Origin of the sequence: Streptomyces lusitanus (assembly GCF_042647945.1) — a bacterium.
Lineage (GTDB): Bacteria > Actinomycetota > Actinomycetes > Streptomycetales > Streptomycetaceae > Streptomyces > Streptomyces pseudogriseolus.
In genome coordinates, this window is sequence record NZ_JBHRWL010000002.1 from 695036 (window position 1) to 711458 (window position 16423).

The 16423-nt window shown below is 69.7% G+C and carries 14 protein-coding genes and 1 pseudogene; 5 read left to right on the forward strand and 10 right to left on the reverse strand.

Annotated elements, in window-relative coordinates; all coding sequences use genetic code 11:
- Window positions 1-49: 49 nt before the first annotated feature.
- The 3 genes from pyk to pta all read right to left on the reverse strand — a co-directional run bounded on the left by pyk (window position 50) and on the right by pta (window position 4864).
- Complete coding sequence (gene pyk, locus ACFOSY_RS04675; RefSeq protein ID WP_394305396.1) at window positions 50-1477, reverse strand: pyruvate kinase; 1428 nt, start codon at window positions 1475-1477, stop codon at window positions 50-52.
- Window positions 1478-1550: 73 nt separating this feature from the next.
- A complete protein-coding gene (locus tag ACFOSY_RS04680; protein ID WP_394305397.1) occupies window positions 1551-2762 on the reverse strand; it encodes an acetate kinase in 1212 nt (403 codons plus the stop codon).
- Entirely contained in the window at window positions 2759-4864 is a 2106-nt protein-coding gene (gene pta / locus ACFOSY_RS04685; protein WP_394305398.1) for a phosphate acetyltransferase, read from the reverse strand. Before pta ends, ACFOSY_RS04680 begins: the two co-directional genes overlap by 4 nt.
- A 201-nt stretch (window positions 4865-5065) precedes the next feature.
- Here pta and ACFOSY_RS04690 point away from each other — a divergent pair, with 201 nt between their 5' ends.
- The 3 genes from ACFOSY_RS04690 (at window position 5066) to ACFOSY_RS04700 (ending at window position 7044) form a co-directional block, all read left to right on the forward strand.
- Window positions 5066-6091 carry an ATP-dependent 6-phosphofructokinase gene (locus ACFOSY_RS04690; RefSeq protein ID WP_394305399.1) on the forward strand — a complete coding sequence of 342 codons (1026 nt, stop codon included), beginning with the start codon at window positions 5066-5068 and terminating at the stop codon, window positions 6089-6091.
- A gap of 108 nt (window positions 6092-6199) precedes the next feature.
- Entirely contained in the window at window positions 6200-6721 is a 522-nt protein-coding gene (locus tag ACFOSY_RS04695; RefSeq protein WP_394305400.1) for a GNAT family N-acetyltransferase, read from the forward strand.
- Window positions 6722-6780: 59 nt separating this feature from the next.
- The gene (locus tag ACFOSY_RS04700; RefSeq protein WP_394305401.1) at window positions 6781-7044 is read left to right on the forward strand and encodes a hypothetical protein; all 264 of its coding nucleotides are present in this window, start codon (window positions 6781-6783) and stop codon (window positions 7042-7044) included.
- A 14-nt stretch (window positions 7045-7058) separates the two neighbouring features.
- Here the strand turns inward: ACFOSY_RS04700 and ACFOSY_RS04705 are convergent.
- Window positions 7059-7991 (reverse strand): annotated as a pseudogene (locus ACFOSY_RS04705) (IS5 family transposase).
- Window positions 7992-8044: 53 nt separating this feature from the next.
- Window positions 8045-8839: an XRE family transcriptional regulator gene (locus tag ACFOSY_RS04710; RefSeq protein WP_394305402.1), complete on the reverse strand. Its 795-nt coding sequence runs from the start codon at window positions 8837-8839 to the stop codon at window positions 8045-8047.
- Window positions 8840-9546: 707 nt separating this feature from the next.
- Here ACFOSY_RS04710 and ACFOSY_RS04715 point away from each other — a divergent pair.
- Entirely contained in the window at window positions 9547-9807 is a 261-nt protein-coding gene (locus ACFOSY_RS04715) for a DUF7848 domain-containing protein (protein ID WP_394305403.1), read from the forward strand.
- A 40-nt stretch (window positions 9808-9847) separates the two neighbouring features.
- Here the strand turns inward: ACFOSY_RS04715 and ACFOSY_RS04720 are convergent, their stop codons facing one another.
- Window positions 9848-11833, reverse strand: a complete 1986-nt coding sequence (locus ACFOSY_RS04720; protein WP_394305445.1) for a tetratricopeptide repeat protein — start codon at window positions 11831-11833, stop codon at window positions 9848-9850.
- A gap of 91 nt (window positions 11834-11924) precedes the next feature.
- Window positions 11925-12788 carry a 5'-methylthioadenosine/S-adenosylhomocysteine nucleosidase family protein gene (locus ACFOSY_RS04725; RefSeq protein ID WP_394305404.1) on the reverse strand — a complete coding sequence of 288 codons (864 nt, stop codon included), beginning with the start codon at window positions 12786-12788 and terminating at the stop codon, window positions 11925-11927.
- A gap of 27 nt (window positions 12789-12815) precedes the next feature.
- On the opposite strand from ACFOSY_RS04725, the gene ACFOSY_RS04730 reads away from it, so the two are divergent.
- Window positions 12816-13355: a hypothetical protein gene (locus ACFOSY_RS04730; protein ID WP_394305405.1), complete on the forward strand. Its 540-nt coding sequence runs from the start codon at window positions 12816-12818 to the stop codon at window positions 13353-13355.
- A gap of 248 nt (window positions 13356-13603) precedes the next feature.
- Here ACFOSY_RS04730 and ACFOSY_RS04735 read toward each other — a convergent pair whose 3' ends face one another.
- The 3 genes from ACFOSY_RS04735 to ACFOSY_RS04745 form a co-directional block, all read right to left on the reverse strand.
- Window positions 13604-14323 carry an XRE family transcriptional regulator gene (locus ACFOSY_RS04735; RefSeq protein WP_394305406.1) on the reverse strand — a complete coding sequence of 240 codons (720 nt, stop codon included), beginning with the start codon at window positions 14321-14323 and terminating at the stop codon, window positions 13604-13606.
- Between the two features lie 295 nt (window positions 14324-14618).
- On the reverse strand, window positions 14619-15467 hold the full coding sequence (locus ACFOSY_RS04740; RefSeq protein WP_394305407.1) for a carbohydrate ABC transporter permease: 849 nt from the start codon (window positions 15465-15467) through the stop codon (window positions 14619-14621).
- Window positions 15468-15472: 5 nt separating this feature from the next.
- A complete protein-coding gene (locus tag ACFOSY_RS04745) occupies window positions 15473-16423 on the reverse strand; it encodes a carbohydrate ABC transporter permease (RefSeq protein WP_394305408.1) in 951 nt (316 codons plus the stop codon).

Below are 16423 nucleotides of genomic sequence, written 5' to 3' on the forward strand. Positions count from 1 at the left end.
GCCCCCCGCACGCGGGGGGCGCCCTCGGTCTCGTGCACCGGGTGCCGGGTCAGCTGGTGGCTTCGCCCAGGTGGTGGACGCGGACCATGTTCGTGGTGCCGGGGACGCCGGGCGGGGAGCCGGCGGTGATCACCACGATGTCGCCCTCGTTGAAGCGGCTGAGCCGGACCAGCTCCTGCTCCACCAGCGCGACCATCTCGTCCGTGCTGTTGACGAACGGCGCCACGTACGGCTCCACGCCCCAGCTCAGCGCGAGCTGGTTGCGGGTCGACTCGTCCGTGGTGAACGCGAGAATCGGCTGGGCGACGCGGTAGCGGCACAGCCGGCGGGCCGTGTCGCCGGACTGGGTGAAGGCCACCAGGCCCTTGCCGCCGAGGAAGTCGGCGATCTCGCAGGCCGCGCGGGCCACCGAACCGCCCTGGGTGCGCGGCTTCTTGCCCGGCACCAGCGGCTGGAGACCCTTGGACAGCAGCTCCTGCTCGGCCGCCTGGACGATCTTCGACATCGTCCGCACGGTCTCGATCGGGTACGCGCCCACGCTGGACTCGGCGGACAGCATCACCGCGTCCGCGCCGTCCAGGATCGCGTTGGCCACGTCGGAGGCCTCGGCGCGGGTCGGACGGGAGTTGGTGATCATCGACTCCATCATCTGGGTCGCCACGATCACCGGCTTGGCGTTGCGCCGGCACAGCTCGATCAGGCGCTTCTGCACCATGGGGACCTTCTCGAGCGGGTACTCGACGGCCAGGTCGCCACGCGCGACCATCACGCCGTCGAACGCCATCACGACGTCCTCCATGTTCTCCACCGCCTGCGGCTTCTCCACCTTGGCGATGACCGGGACGCGGCGGCCCTCCTCGTCCATCACACGGTGGACGTCGGCGACGTCCTTGGCGTCCCGGACGAAGGACAGGGCGACCAGGTCGCAGCCCATCCGCAGGGCGAACCGCAGGTCCTCGACGTCCTTCTCGGAGAGCGCGGGCACGTTCACGGCCGTACCGGGCAGGTTGATGCCCTTGTGGTCGGAGATGACGCCGCCCTCGATGACGATCGTCTTCACCCGGGTGCCCTCGACGTCCAGCACCTTCAGCTCGACGTTGCCGTCGTTGATGAGGATCTGGTCGCCGCGGGAGACGTCGCCCGGAAGGCCCTTGTAGGTGGTCCCGCAGATCGTCCTGTCACCGGGGACGTCCTCGGTGGTGATGGTGAACTCGTCACCGCGCACCAGCTCGACGGGGCCCTCGGCGAAGGTCTCCAGCCGGATCTTGGGGCCCTGGAGGTCGGCGAGGACGCCGACGGCCCTGCCCGTCTCCTTGGCGGCGGCCCGGACCCGGTCGTACCGGCCCTGGTGCTCGGCGTGCGAGCCGTGGCTGAAGTTGAAGCGGGCCACGTTCATGCCGGCTTCGATGAGAGCGACGAGCTGCTCATGGGAGTCGACCGCGGGGCCGAGAGTACAGACGATTTTCGAACGGCGCATGGGGCGATCCTATCGGTTTGTTTCGCTCCGGAATATTCCGTCTGGCGGAATGTACAAATGGGGTGGCCGCTGCTCAGTTGTTCTTTCCGACCAGTGCGTATGTCTGCTGTGCGATCTCCATTTCCTCGTCCGTGGGCACCACCGCGACCGCGACCCGCGCCCCCTCGGGCGAGATCAGCCGCGCCCCGCCGCCGCGGACGGCGTTGCGCCCGCCGTCCACCGCGAGACCCAGCCCCTCCAGGCCGGACACGGCGGCCGCGCGCACCTCGGCGGAGTTCTCGCCGACCCCGGCGGTGAAGACCACCGCGTCCACCCGTCCGAGAACGGCGTAATAGGCGCCGATGTACTTCTTCAGACGGTGAATGTAGATGTCGAACGCCAGCTCCGCCTCTTCGTCGCCCTCGTCGATCCGGCGCCGGATCTCCCGCATGTCGTTGTCCCCGCACAGTCCGACCAGACCGCTCTTCTTGTTGAGAAGAGTGTCGATCTCGTCGGCGGACATTTCGCCAACACGCATCAAATGGAAGATGACGGCCGGATCCATGTCTCCCGACCGCGTACCCATCACCAGCCCCTCCAAGGGCGTGAGCCCCATGGAGGTGTCCACGCAGCGGCCGCCCCGCACCGCCGAGGCGGACGCCCCGTTGCCGAGGTGCAGCACGATCACGTTCACCTCCTCGGGCGCCTTCCCCAGCAGCCGCGCCGCGGCCCGGGAGACGTACGCGTGCGAGGTGCCGTGGAAGCCGTAGCGGCGGATGCGGTGCGCGTCGGCGGTCTTCACGTCGATCGCGTACCGGGCGGCCGACTCCGGCATCGTGGTGTGGAAGGCGGTGTCGAAGACGGCGACCTGCGGCAGGTCGGGGCGCAGCGACATCGCCGTGCGGATGCCGGTCAGGTTGGCCGGGTTGTGCAGCGGCGCGACGGGGATCAGCCGCTCGATCTCGGCGAGCACCGGCTCGTCGATCACCGTCGGCTCGGTGAAGCGCTTCCCGCCGTGCACCACCCGATGGCCGATCGCGGCCAGCTCGGGGGAGTCCAGGCCCAGCCCGTCGGCGGCCAGCTCCTCGGCCATCGCCTTCAGCGCGGCGTCGTGGTCGGCGACCGGCCCGGTCCGCTCCCGGGGCTCCCCGCCGGACGCGAGCGGGGTGTGGCGCACCAGCGAGGTGCGCTCGCCGATCCGCTCGACGAGACCGGAGGCCAGCCGGCTGCTGTCGCTCATGTCCAGCAGCTGGTACTTCACCGACGAGGAGCCGGAGTTGAGGACGAGGACGCGGGACGGACTCACTGGGCGGCTGCCTTCTCGCTCGGGGAACTTGGGGCCGGGGACTGTGCCTGGATGGCGGTGATCGCGACGGTGTTGACGATGTCCTGGACCAGGGCGCCCCGGGACAGGTCGTTGACGGGCTTGCGCAGGCCCTGGAGGACCGGGCCGACGGCGATCGCGCCGGCCGAGCGCTGCACGGCCTTGTAGGTGTTGTTGCCGGTGTTCAGGTCGGGGAAGATCAGCACGGTCGCCTGCCCGGCCACCTCGGAGTCCGGCAGCTTGGTCGCCGCCACCGACGGCTCCACCGCCGCGTCGTACTGGATCGGCCCCTCGATGCGCAGGTCGGGACGGCGCTCGCGGACCAGCTCGGTCGCGCCGCGCACCTTGTCCACGTCGGCGCCCGAGCCGGAGGTGCCGGTCGAGTACGACAGCATCGCGATCCTCGGCTCCACCCCGAACCGCGCCGCCGTGACCGCCGACTGCACCGCGATGTCGGCGAGCTGCTCGGCGTCCGGGTCCGGGTTGACCGCGCAGTCGCCGTACACCAGCACCTTGTCGGCCAGGCACATGAAGAACACCGACGAGACGATGTCCGCGTCCGGCCGGGTCTTGATGATCTCGAAGGCCGGGCGGATGGTCGCCGCCGTGGAGTGCACCGAGCCGGACACCATGCCGTCGGCGAGGCCCTCCTGCACCATCAGCGTGCCGAAGTAGTTCACGTCGGACACCACGTCGTAGGCCAGCTCCACGGTGACGCCCCGGTGCGCGCGCAGCGCCGCGTACTTCTCGGCGAAGGAGTCGCGCAGCTCGGAGGTCGCCGGGTCGATCAGCTGGGTGTCGCCGAGGTCGATGCCCAGGTCGGCGGCCTTCTTGCGGATCTGGTCGACGTCGCCGAGCAGGGTCAGCTCGCACACGCCCCGGCGCAGCAGCACCTCCGCCGCGTGCAGCACCCGCTCCTCGGCGCCCTCCGGGAGCACCACCCGGCGCAGGTCGGAGCGGGCCTGTTCGAGCAGCTTGTGCTCGAACATCATCGGGGTGACCCGGTCGCTGCTGGGCGCGGACACCTGGCGGGTGAGCTCGGCGGTGTCGGCGTACCGCTCGAACAGGCCGAGCGCCCGCTCCGCCTTGCGCGGGGTGGCCGCGTTCAGCTTGCCCTCCAGGGAGAACAGCTGCTCGGCGGTGGGGAAGCTGTTGCTCGGCACCGACAGCACCGGCGTGCCGGGCGCCAGCCGGTCGGCGAGCGTGAGGATGCGCTCGCCGGGCACCTCGTCCAGGGTCAGCAGCACCCCGGCTATCGGCGGGGTGCCGGCGCTGTGCGCGGCCAGCGCGCCCACCACCAGGTCGGCCCGGTCGCCGGGGGTGATCACCAGACACCCCGGGGTGAGGGCGGCGAGCAGGTTCGGCAGCATGGCGCCGCCGAAGACGAAGTCCAGGGCGTCCCGGGCGAGCCCGGAGTCGTCGCCGAGCACCACCTTCGCGCCGAGGGTGTGGGCGATCTGGGACACCGTGGGCGCGGACAGCGCGGGCTCGTCGGGCAGCACGTAGCAGGGCACGGGCAGCCGGGTGGCGAGCCGCTCGGCGATCTCGTCGCGGTCCTCGCGCGCGACCCGGTTGACGACCATCGCGAGCACGTCGCAGCCGAGGGTGTCGTAGGCGCGGTAGGCGTTGCGGGTCTCCGCGCGCACCGACTCGGCGGTCTGCCTGCGGCCGCCCACGACCGGGATCACCGAGGCGCCGAACTCGTTGGCGAGGCGGGCGTTCAGGGACAGCTCGTCCGGGAACTGCGTGTCCGCGTAGTCGGTGCCCAGCACCAGCACCACGTCGTAGTCGCGGGCCACCAGATGGAACCGGTCGACCAGCGTGGACACCAGCTCGTCGGTGCCGCGCTCGGCCTGGAGCGCGGAGGCCTCGGCGTAGTCCATGCCGTAGACCGTCGTGGGGTCCTGGGCGAGCCGGTAGCGGGCGCGCAGCAGTTCGAAGAGCCGGTCGGGCCCGTCGTGCACCAGGGGGCGGAACACGCCCACCCGGTCGACCTGCCGGGTCAGCAGTTCCATGACCCCGAGTTCGACGACCTGCCGGCCGTCGCCGCGGTCGATACCGGTCACGTACACGCTGCGGGTCACGCGCGCTCTCCGTTTCGTCGGGGGCCGCCAGGGCAACGGCGGTGCCTCGAAACCGCCCACACAGGTGAGCGGATCCCTCTTGACAATACCTGCGGCGCTGGTTAAGGCGCCCGCGCATCGGGCTGTCGGCGGTGCTCCGGGGGACGTGAAAGAATCGGCAGTGGCTCACCGGTAACGACAGCGACCAGGAGACACAGCACGATGCGTATAGGAGTCCTCACCGCAGGCGGCGACTGCCCTGGACTGAACGCCGTGATCCGGTCGGTCGTGCACCGGGCGGTGGACAACTACGGCGACGAGGTCATCGGCTTCGAGGACGGCTACTCCGGCCTGCTGGACGGCCGTTACCGCACGCTGGACCTCAACGCGGTCAGCGGCATCCTGGCGCGCGGCGGGACGATACTGGGCTCCTCCCGGCTGGAGCGCGACCGGCTGCGCGAGGCCTGCGAGAACGCCTCCGACATGATCCACGAGTTCGGCATCGACGCGCTGATCCCGATCGGCGGCGAGGGCACGCTGACGGCGGCGCGCATGCTGTCCGACGCCGGTCTGCCGGTGGTCGGCGTCCCCAAGACGATCGACAACGACATCTCCTCCACGGACCGCACCTTCGGCTTCGACACCGCCGTCGGCGTCGCCACCGAGGCGATGGACCGCCTGAAGACCACCGCCGAGTCGCACCAGCGGGTGATGGTCGTCGAGGTCATGGGCCGGCACGCGGGCTGGATCGCCCTGGAGTCCGGCATGGCGGCCGGCGCCCACGGCATCTGCCTGCCCGAGCGGCCCTTCGACCCGGCCCAGCTGGTCAAGATGGTCGAGGAGCGCTTCGACCGGGGCAAGAAGTTCGCGGTGATCTGCGTCGCCGAGGGCGCCCACCCGGCCGAGGGCACCATGGACTACGGCAAGGGCGAGATCGACAAGTTCGGCCACGAGCGCTTCCAGGGCATCGGCACGGCGCTGGCGTACGAGCTGGAGCGGCGCCTCGGCAAGGAGTCCAAGCCGGTCATCCTCGGCCACGTCCAGCGCGGCGGCGTGCCCACGGCCTACGACCGCGTCCTCGCGACCCGCTTCGGCTGGCACGCGGTGGAGGCCGCCCACCGCGGCGACTTCGGCAGGATGACCGCCCTGCGCGGCACGGAGATCGTGATGGTCCCGCTCGCGGAGGCGGTCACGGAACTGAAGACGGTCCCGAAGGACCGGATGGACGAGGCGGAGTCGGTCTTCTAGCCGGTACGGCCCGAGGTCGCCCCCGCCCCGCCGAGCGGACGCTGCCGCCGAACCCGCCGGATGCCGCACCTCGAGCGATGTGAGAGCGGACAGCGCCACGTGGACATCATGACAGCCCGGACCATCAGCACCCGCCGACTGGACCTGCTGCCGCTGCGCGTCGAGCACGCCGAGGAGATGGCCGTGGTGCTGTCCGATCCCGCCCTGCACACCTTCATCGGCGGCACTCCGGAGACGGCGCAGGCCCTGCGGTCGCGTTACCAGCGTATGACCGCGGGTTCCCCCGACCCGGCCGTGACCTGGCTGAACTGGGTGATCCGGCTGCGGGACGAGTCCTGCCTGACGGGCACCGTCCAGGCGACGATCAGCCTCGACGGCCACGGCGGCATCGGCGCCGTCGCGGAGATCGCCTGGGTGGTGGGAACCCCGTGGCAGGGAAGAGGCATCGCCACCGAAGCGGCCCAAGGACTCGCCGGCTGGCTCAGCTGGCCCCCGGTGCACGCGATCATCGCGCACGTCCACCCCGAACACCGAGCCTCCGCTGCCGTCGCAGCAGCCGCCGGACTCACGCCCACTGACGCATGGCATGACGGCGAGATTCGATGGCATCGGAGCGTTCTTCCCGGCTGATGCCGGGTACGGCGGCTAGGACTTGTCCGGCCGATCATGTTGCTGGTTAGGGTGCGTGCGTGTCCAAGACGAGCGTGAGCAACGAGAGCAGCAGCATGGTCTGCCTGTGGGTCGAGCCGTGGGGAACTGATCACTGGATGCGTCCTGGTGAGGAGTTCACGGTGGTGACCGAGGCGGAGCCGGAGCAGTCGCCGTTCAACGTGGTCGTGCATGACCAGGGCATTACGGTGTGGGTGAACGCAGGTCATGACGCCGAGGTCTTCGACAAGAACGGTGGATTGGTGTCGTGCGGGCACCAGCGACCCGCCGAAGACGGCAGCTGAGCTGTGTCCGATCGTCAGGTTCGGAGCCAGATGACCAGGGCTGCGGCGGTGGCGGTGCCGAGGAAGACGTAGCCGCGCTTGTCGTAGCGAGTGGCCACCGCGCGGGACTGCTTCAAGCGGTTGATCGCCCGTTCGACGGTGTTGCGCTTCTTGTACCGCTCCGCGTCGAAGCCCGGTGGCCGTTCTCCGCGTGAGCCCTTACGGAGCCGGGCCGCCTGGCTGTCGGTCTTTTCGGGAATCGCGTGACGGATACTCCGACGCCGCAGATACTCCCGGCACGGACCGTTGCGGTATGCCTTGTCGGCGGCGAGATTGTCCGGCTTTTTGCGCGGCCGGCCCGGGCCAGGTCTGGGAACGCGGATCCTCTCCAGAACCGGCTTGAACTGGGTGCAGTCCGCTCGTTGGCCCGGAGTGAGGGTCAGGGACAACGAGCGGCAGCGGCCGTCGGCGCTCAGGTGGAGCTTGCTGGTGAACCCGCCGCGCGAGCGGCCCAGGCCCTCGCTTCCGGCACCACCTCCACCAGGCGGCCGACGAGACTCTCCCACGGTGTTTCGTCCTGGTGTTCCACCCCTTCGGCCCCTTTTGAAGCGAGTACCGGGGGCGGATCGGTGCGGGCACCGGCCGCATGCTGATGTGCGCGGACGATTGTGGAGTCCACCGAGATGTCCCAGTTGATCTCACCTGCCGCGTCCGCCGCGGCCTGGACCTGCTGGAGCAGTCGTTCCCAGGTGCCATCTGCAGACCACAGGCGATGGCGTTCATAGACGGTCCTCCATGGACCGAACCGTTCGGGCAGGTCACGCCACTGCACGCCGGTCCGTACCCCGGTGCAGGATCCCGTTGATCACCTGCCGGTGATCCCGCCACCGGCCACAACGACCGTCGCTGACCGGCAGGAACGGCCGTAGCCGTTCCCACTCGGCATCACTCAGATCACCCCGCCCCATGTCCACAACAACGACTCGGGCTCGGAGTAGTCACATGATCGGCCGGACAAGTCCTAGGCTCGGGGGCCTGTCGGCTCTCCCTTCGACCACAAGTCTTCGGCGTGTTCGGCGAACCGGGCGAACATGCCGGCACCGCCGAGCTTCCGCAGGTGCAGCAGTGGTGAGTCGTGTCCCACCAGTCGGGCCAGATGGGGCGTGACAAGCGCTTCGTCATCGAAGCGGAAGACCGACAGTGAGACGTGACTGGCCGCGTCGCCCGCCGCGGAGAAGCGTGCTTCCAGGCCCTCATGCGCACCGAGTTTGTCCAGGTGCTCGAGCGTGATCCGGATACGCGTGGAAACAGTGAGAGCCACGTCTTCGATCTGTTCGCGGTTGCGCGTTGTCTCGCCGTCGGGGTCGCCCAGCAGGAAACGCACACGGCACCCGCTGTCGAGCTTCCGGCGCAGGGTCGACACGAACGCGGGCTGGTCGATCCAAAGGAAATAGTTGGTGTACCCCGCGAAGAGGATGTCCGTCGTGGACTTCTCCACGAGTTCGGCCCAGACCGTCGATGGGCAGGAGGAACGGTAGGGGTAGGACTGGATGATCTCGCGGTCCCCGCCGGACTTGATCCGGTCCTTCACTGCTTTCGGCCACAGCATCTCTTCGTCAACTCCCAGCGCTTTGCAGGCGTCTTCCCGGTTCCTGGCGTGCGGGATCAGTTCGGCGTCCGCCACCCACCGTTCCACGGTCTTGCCGGAAACGCCTACCCGTACCGCCAACTGCCTGGGCGACAGATTGGCCGACTGCATAGCCGATCTCAGTGCGCTGTTCAAGAGTTCCCCCGAAGACGTTTGGGCGTTTTCCACGCTACCGAGGAAACGTCTCAAATGTCGCCGGAACGGCATCGAAAGCTCCTTGAGGGGGCGTCAGCATGGCGGGACGCAAGGACCCCGGCGACCGCGCGAACGGCCCCGGGGCATGGCCAACGCTTACGAGGAGCGTCGACATCCCATGCCTATCACGCAGTTGCTCGACTGGCTGAGAGCGGTCCTGTTCGGGCCGCGCACCCATGCCAGGCACAGCGGACACGTAGTGACTCCTGTGGCACCCCGGTGGGTGGAAATCCCCCTGTCACCATGTGTGTGGGGTGCCCGACTGGTCGCCGTGCGCCGGTTCCACATGAAAGGGCGCTCGACCCCACCGCAGACGCAGACGCTTCCCGACTGGGAGGCGGAGGAGGCCTGGGAGCCGACGGGTGTGCTTGTCCGGCCTTACGTGGCACACCTGAGCGTTTCGGCCGGAAACGACCGCGCGGACGCTCATCCATGGGCGGGGCCCTGGGCGCTCCCTTGGAGTGATGCCCTGTGACGATGACCATTGAGGTCTACCGGATCAATCCGAAGACAGGCGTCCGCACTCAGGTCCGGCCGTTGCGTACCGTCAAGCCTGCCGATGTACCGGAACTCTTCGACAGGTTCCCGCCCTGCGCCTGCCCACTTTGCCGGGCGAGGACGGATGCGGGGCTGCGCGCTCAACTGGCGGAAGTGAACAGGCGAAGCCGGGGGGAACTGTGATGCATTCAATCGTCAAAGCGGCTGAATGGGCGCAGGGTCCCGAAACCAGCGAGGGTGCCACGCAGGCCATCTACTCCGCTCTGTGCATGGTGTGCGGAACAGAGGCGCCGGCGTCGGACGATTCCCCTGAGCCTGTGGAGATCTGGGCGCTGAAACACACGGGTCTGAATCCGGCTCATCGGCAGTACAAGGCCATGGTCGAGACCTATTGGCGCGTGACGCCGGCGGAGGGCAACACTCACCGGGAGCGTGACGCCTGAGTACATTCGCAAGCGTGTGAAGCTGGGTTTGGGTGGGGAGCTATTGCGGTAGTTCGGCAGCCCAGGCGCGGGCTCGGGAGGCTTCGGTGGGGGCGTTGGCGCGAGTGTAGGCGTCGGCGGCCTGGAGGTAGGCGGCGTGGGCGTCAGCGGGGCGGCCAATGGTCTTGTAAGTGTGAGCCAGGTTGCGAAGGGTCTGTCCCGCGCCGTACCAGTCCTCGAATTCCCTGCAAATTTTGAGGCCCTTGCCATACGCCTCGATCGTCGCCTCCAATCGGCCCGCTGCTCGCAGGGCGTTGCCGAGGTTGTGCCAGGCCCGGCCCTCGCCGTGGCGGTCCCCGGCGGCCTGCAACAAGTCGCGGGCCCGGGTGTGGGCGTCGATCGCCTCCCCAGTTCGGCCCGCTTCTTGCAGGGCGTTGCCGAGGTTGTCCCACGCCATGGCTTCGCGGTGGCGGTCCCCAGCGGCCTGGTACAGATCCCGGGCCCGAGCGTGGGCGTCAATCGCGTCGTCCACCTGGCCCGCAGCTCGCAGGGCGTTGCCGAGGTTGCCCCACGCTACAGCCTCGTCGTGGCGTCCTCCGGCGGCTTGATATCGGTAGCGGGCCTGGCTGTGGGCCTCGATCGCCTCCCCCGGCCGGCCCGCCACCAGCAGGGCGTTGCCGAGGCTGTTCCATGCGTTGGCCTCGTTCAGTCGGTCCCCGGCAAGCCGCGCCGCACCGAGTGCAGCTTTCGCAACGGCGATCAGATCGTCGAAGTACCGCCGCCAGTCCAGGTACTCCCCCAAGCACTCGGCCAGCCGCGTCGCCGTGCCCGCGAACCGCTCCTCCCGCCCCCACCCCACCGCCGCAATCAGACCGGACCGCTCGCCGTCCAGCCACTCCAACGCGTGCCCCCGGTCCCCGAACCGCTCCGGCACCGGCTTCCCCGGCAACCACCGCAAGCGGTCATCGGCCGCCTTCGCCCACCGCCAATAGAACTCCAGCACCCGCTCCCGCGCCGCCTCCCCCTCCTCCCGCAACCCTGCATCCCCCGCTACCACGCCCGCCCCGAACGCCCGCACCAGGTCATGCAGGCGCCACCGCATGGCGGAAGGTGCCCCGTTGATGCGCCGAACCGGCGTGACGAGATGTCTGGCGGCCAAGTCTTCCAACAGCAGCACCACGGACTCCGGGGCGAGGTCGGCAAGAGCACCGATCGCCTCCGTACCGGTCTCCGCGCCTGGTGCGAGGCAGAGAAGGCGCAGCAGCCGGGCCTGGTCGGGCGGCAACCGGTGATAAGAGGTTTCCAGGACGGGCCGCAGGACGAGAGAGCGTCCATACAGGTCGGTTCCGGGACTGTTGTGGTCGAGGACGGTGGTCGCGTCCTCGGCTTCCCGGATCTCGGCCACCAGAGAGGCGATGTCCCGGTGGCGCCGCCGACGCAGCATCCCCGCCGCGATCTGGAGGGCCAGAGGTAAATGACCGCAGAGATCAGCCAGTTCGCGCACTGCTTCGGGCTCACGTGCCGGGCGTTCGTCCCGTTCGTCGGTGTCGTGCAGGGCACGGGTCAGAAGGGCGACGGAGTCGTCAGGGGCGAGCGTTTCCAGGTCGATCAGGCGTACCGGCAGGGCGTCGGGGCGGTCCCGGGAGGTGATGAGCACTCGGTGGTGGTCCGTGCCGGGCAGGAGGGGCAGGTACTGGGCGGGATCCGAGGCGTTGTCCAGGATCAGCAGCATCCTGTCCTGTCGGTCGGCGAGGAGCGCGCGGTACGCGTCGTACTGGCGGTCCGTCGTCGGTGGCAGATCCCCGTCCCGTACGCCGAGTGCGTCGAGCAGGGCCAGGACCGCCTGGTCAGCCGTGACCGGGTCCTCGTCGTAACCGCGCAGGTCCACGAAGAGTGTTCCCCCCGGGAACCAGCCCTGCGCACGGGCCCTGTGGGCCGTCTCCACGGCCAGTGCGGTCTTGCCGACGCCGCCCATCCCCGTGACGGCGAAAATGAGGAGCGGCAGCGCGGCCGTGTCGTCCTCGGCAGGGGAGAGGTGTGGGAGCAGGCGGTCCAGCTCGGCCGACCGACCGGTGAAGCCCGGCGGGCGGGGCGGGAGGGTGGCGGTCGCTCGCGGGACCGGGCCGTGGAGGGTGCCCCTAGCGTCGCCCGTCGCTCTTGCCGGTGACGGGGCCATGGAAGGTGCCGCCCCGGAAGTCGATGTGGTCTCCGCCGTACGTTGCTCCGCCGTCCCCTTGCCGATGGGGACGCTCCTCGGAGTCGGAGGAACCCTCACGCGGCCGGTGCTTGTGCAGCACCGCCACGGTCACCGCAGCGGCCTGCTCGGCGGCGCGCTTCTGCGAACCTGCGGCGTCGGACTTGTGCTTCTTGGCGTCGGCCCGGTCGCTGATGCCGCGGATCACCAGGGCGTTCAACTGGCCGTTCAGGTGCGCCGCCAGAAGCGCTCCGGAGCCCTCCATCTCGATCGCGCCCGCATCGTTGTAGTTCTTGCGAATGAACCGGGCAATCTCAGACTTGGCGTCCGCCAGGACCACGTCGCCCGTGGCGATCGGCAGGAAGTGCGTCCGTACGTCGGGCATGTCTCGTACGGCGGAGCGGGTCGCCTGTTCGAGTGCGAGCGAGCCCGGCAGGGCTTTCGGTCGGACCAGGAAGCCCTCCGGCGTCTGCTTGCCGCCGTGGATCTCGTACACCTGCGTGCCCACGACGACATCGCCGATCTCGATGTCGTCCTTGAGGCTGCCGGCGACACCGACGAAAAACACGGCCTCGGGGCGCAACCAGCTGACGAGCTGAGTGGTGAGAGCGGCGGCCCGGTCGGCCCCCACGCCCAGCTCGGCGAGGGCGACGTTCCAGGAGGTGCCGGGTAGTTTGCCCTTCTCGACCCGGGTCCCGTCACGGTGCACCAACTCCTCCCGCTCCTCGACGTGCGCGCGAACAGCGGCATATTCGGGGGGGAGTGCGGTCAGGACCAGAACAGTGGGCCGGGTCTCCTGCATAGTCATAAGTTACAACTGGGGGAAGGAAAACGAGTGGCGGAACAGGGCCTCACCGTCGGGCAGTTGCTGCTGGCCGAGTACCAGACCGTGAAGGACGAGCAGAGGGCGAGAATCGGGTTCCGGGACAACCTCCTCTATGTGACGCTGGCCGTCGTGGCCGCCGTCATCGCCGCCGCGGCCCAGGCGAAACAGCCCTCGATGCTTCTGGCGCTGCCACCGGTGTGTGTCGTCCTCGGATGGACCTACCTCGTCAATGACGAGAAGATTTCGGCCATCGGCCGCTACGTCCGGGACGATCTGGGACCCCGGCTGGCCGCCCTCGCGGCGCACGGGAGCGGCTTCACGACGTTCGGGTGGGAGGCGTACCACCGGACCGACACCCGACGTCGGTCCCGCAAGACGATCCAAACCGTGATCGATCTGACGGCGTTCTGCGCGGTCCCCCTGGCCGCCCTGGTCGTGTTCTGGGTGAACGGCGACAGCGGCGGGCTGATGGTCACGATGTCGGCACTGGAGGCGCTCGCCGTGGCGGGCCTTGGCTCGCAGGTCGTGCGGTACGCGAGGGCGGCATGAACGCCTTTCGGTTACCAGCTTAGTTCTGGCGGGGGGGGCGAGTACGGCGCATGCGAGTGGCACTACTGGCCGCTCTGGCCGAGGGGGCGGACCTGCACGGCTACGACAGGGAGCTCGTCACCGTCGACCGCGCCCTCCAAGCCCTGCTGCGCGCCACGTGCCGGAAGGGTCGGGCAGGGCCGCGGGGTGCCGTACGACCGGCGCGCCTGGGAGTTGGCGCGGCCGGAGGGGGCGGCCCCCTCTGAAAGTCACGCGGCTTCCGATGTGACCGCCGTCCAGAAGTGGTCCACCACGTGGGTGAGGAAGTCGCGGCCCGGGTCGGTCGCGTCGGTGGGGCCTCCGCCCCAGCTGAGGGTGGCGGCCATGTGGCCCTGGTAGTCCTGGTGGAGCCGGTGCAGCACCTCCTCCAGCAGCCGCCGTTCCAGCGGGGCGATCTTCGACACCGGCCGGACGTACGCCTGCCAGCGCGTGGTCACCGCGGCGCGCAGCAGTTCCGCGAGGCGTTCCTCGCGGCCGGTGACGGTGACGACGTCGGCCAGGGACAGGCCGAGCACCCGGGTCAGGGCGGCGGTCTGGCGGTCGGTGCCGCGCCACTGGCCCGTCTCCTCCATCCGCAGATACGCGTGGAGTTCGTGCCCGACGGTGCGGGCGACGTCCTCCGGGGCGAGGCCGCGGGCGATCCGGTGCTCGCGCAAGGTGCGCGGGCGGCCGATGAGTTCGCCGGGGGAGCACCACAGGACGCCCGCGAGGGCGCTGAGTTCGAGGTGGGACGGGGAGACACTGCCGCGCTCCCACGCGGCGACGAGGGCCGGTGTGACGTACGGCAGGTCGTAGGAGGCGCGCAGGGCGTGGGCCACGTGGTCCGGGTCGAGGCCCAGCGCGGCGCGCAGCCGGCGGGCGGCGGGGGCGTTGAACGGCGGGGGCGGATGGCGGTCGCTGCGAGGGGGTGGTCGGCGCACGGCCCACAAGCTAGGCCCGCCCGCCGGGGGTGACTACGGTCTGTTCGGCCAGGCTCACTGATTGTAGGAAGGTACGGCTACTCGGCGGTCGTGTTTCGGTGCGGGGGCCCGCTCACCCACGGGGTGACCTCCTCCGCATTGCGAATGGCACGCTCAGCAGGCATATGCGCCCCCGTGCCCCGACGGTCCCCGCGCGAGCCGGACGGAACGGACGCCCGTCACTCGCACCTCCGTACGAGCCCCGCGCCCCGCGCGCCCCTCCGCCGCCGTCCCCGCGCGCGGCGCGAATCCGCCGGTGAGCCGGTCACCCCTTCACCGCCCCGCCCAGCGCGAACCCCGCCCCCAGCCGCCGGGAGATCAGCACGTACAACAGGATCACCGGCGTCGAGTAGACGATCGAGAACGCGGCGAGCTGGCCGTACGCCACCATCCCGCGGTTGCCGAAGAAGTCGTTGATGCTCACCGACGCCGGCATCAAATCCGGGCTGAGTAGCAGCATGAACGGGACGAAGAAGTTCCCCCACATCATCACGAACGAGAAGACGGTCACCACCGCCACGCCCGGCCCCATCAGCGGCAGCACGATCCGCAGCAGCGACTGGAGCGAGGACGCCCCGTCGGTCCAGGCCGCCTCCTCCAGCTCCTTCGGTACGCCGTCCATGAAGTTCTTCATCAGCCAGATGCCGAACGGCAGTTGGGACGCGGCGAAGAAGAAGATCGTGCCCTGCATCGTGTCGATCAGGTTCACCCGCACGAACAGCGCGTACACCGGCACCATGATCGCGGTGATCGGCAGGCTGGTCGCGAACAGGATCGTCAGCAGGAACGGCCGGTTGAGCCGCGACCGGTAGCGGGACAGCGGATACGCGGCCAGCGCCGCGCACACCACGGTCAGCGCGGTCGCGCCCCCGCACAGCAGCAGGCTGTTGAGCAGCGGGGTGAAGGTGATCTCGTCGGTGAGGATCGCCTCGAAGTGCTCCAGGGTCACCCCGTCCGGCGCCTTCACCCGCAGACCGGCGTGCGGGTCGAACGCGGAGAGCAGCACCCACGCCAGCGGCAGCAGGAACGCGACGGCCACGACGAGCAGCCCGGCGTCGGCGGCCAGCCGCCGGGCGGCGCGGCGCGACGACAGGGAGCGCGAGGACAGGGACATGATGGTCAGACCTCCGTCCGCAGCAGACGCATGTACAGCAGCGAGAACAGCGAGCCGACCAGCAGAAGCAGCAGCGCCACCGCCGTGCCGTACCCGATCAGGCTGTTCTGGAAGGCCTGTTCGTACATGAACAGCGGCAGCGTCTGGCTCCTCCCGCCGGGGCCGCCCCGTGTCATCACCCAGATCAGCCCGAACACCGACAGCGTCTGGAGGGTGTTGAGCATCAGCGTGGTGCCGATGGAGCGGCGGATCATCGGCAGCGTGACGTGCCACATCCGGCGCCAGCCGCTCGCGCCGTCCACCTCGGCGGCCTCGGTGATCTCCTTCGGGATCTCGTTCAGCGCGGCGGAGTACACCAGCATCGAGAACGCCGTCCCGCGCCACACGTTGGCGAAGGACACCGCCAGGATGGGCAGGGTGAACAGCCAGTTCTGCGACGGCAGATGCAGCCAGTCCAGAACCGCGTTCAGCGTCCCCTCGCGGCGGAAGAACGCGTACAGCAGGAACCCCGCCACCACCTCAGGCAGCACCCACGCCGTGACGACGACACCGCCGGTCAGGGTGCGCACCGGCTTCGACGCCCGCTGCATCAGCGCGGCCAGCGCCAGCCCCAGCGTGTTCTGCCCGACCAGCGCCGACACCACCGTGAGCACCAGCGTCAGCCACACGGCGTTGAGGAACGCGTCGTCGCGGAACGCCCGCCGGAAGTTGTCCAGGCCGACGAACGACTCCTGCGCCTGACCGGTCAGCTGGAGATCGGTGAAGGCGATGAGGACGCAGTACGCGATCGGCCCCGCGAGGAACACCAGCAGCAGCGCCAGCGCGGGGGTCAGCGGCAGGAAGCGGGGCAGGAACCGGCGCAGGGTGGTGCGCCGGCCCGACGGGGACGGGGAGGCGGCGGGCGGGCCCGGGGTCTTCGCGAGGTCCGGGCCCGCGTGCGGTGCGGCGGCGGTCAT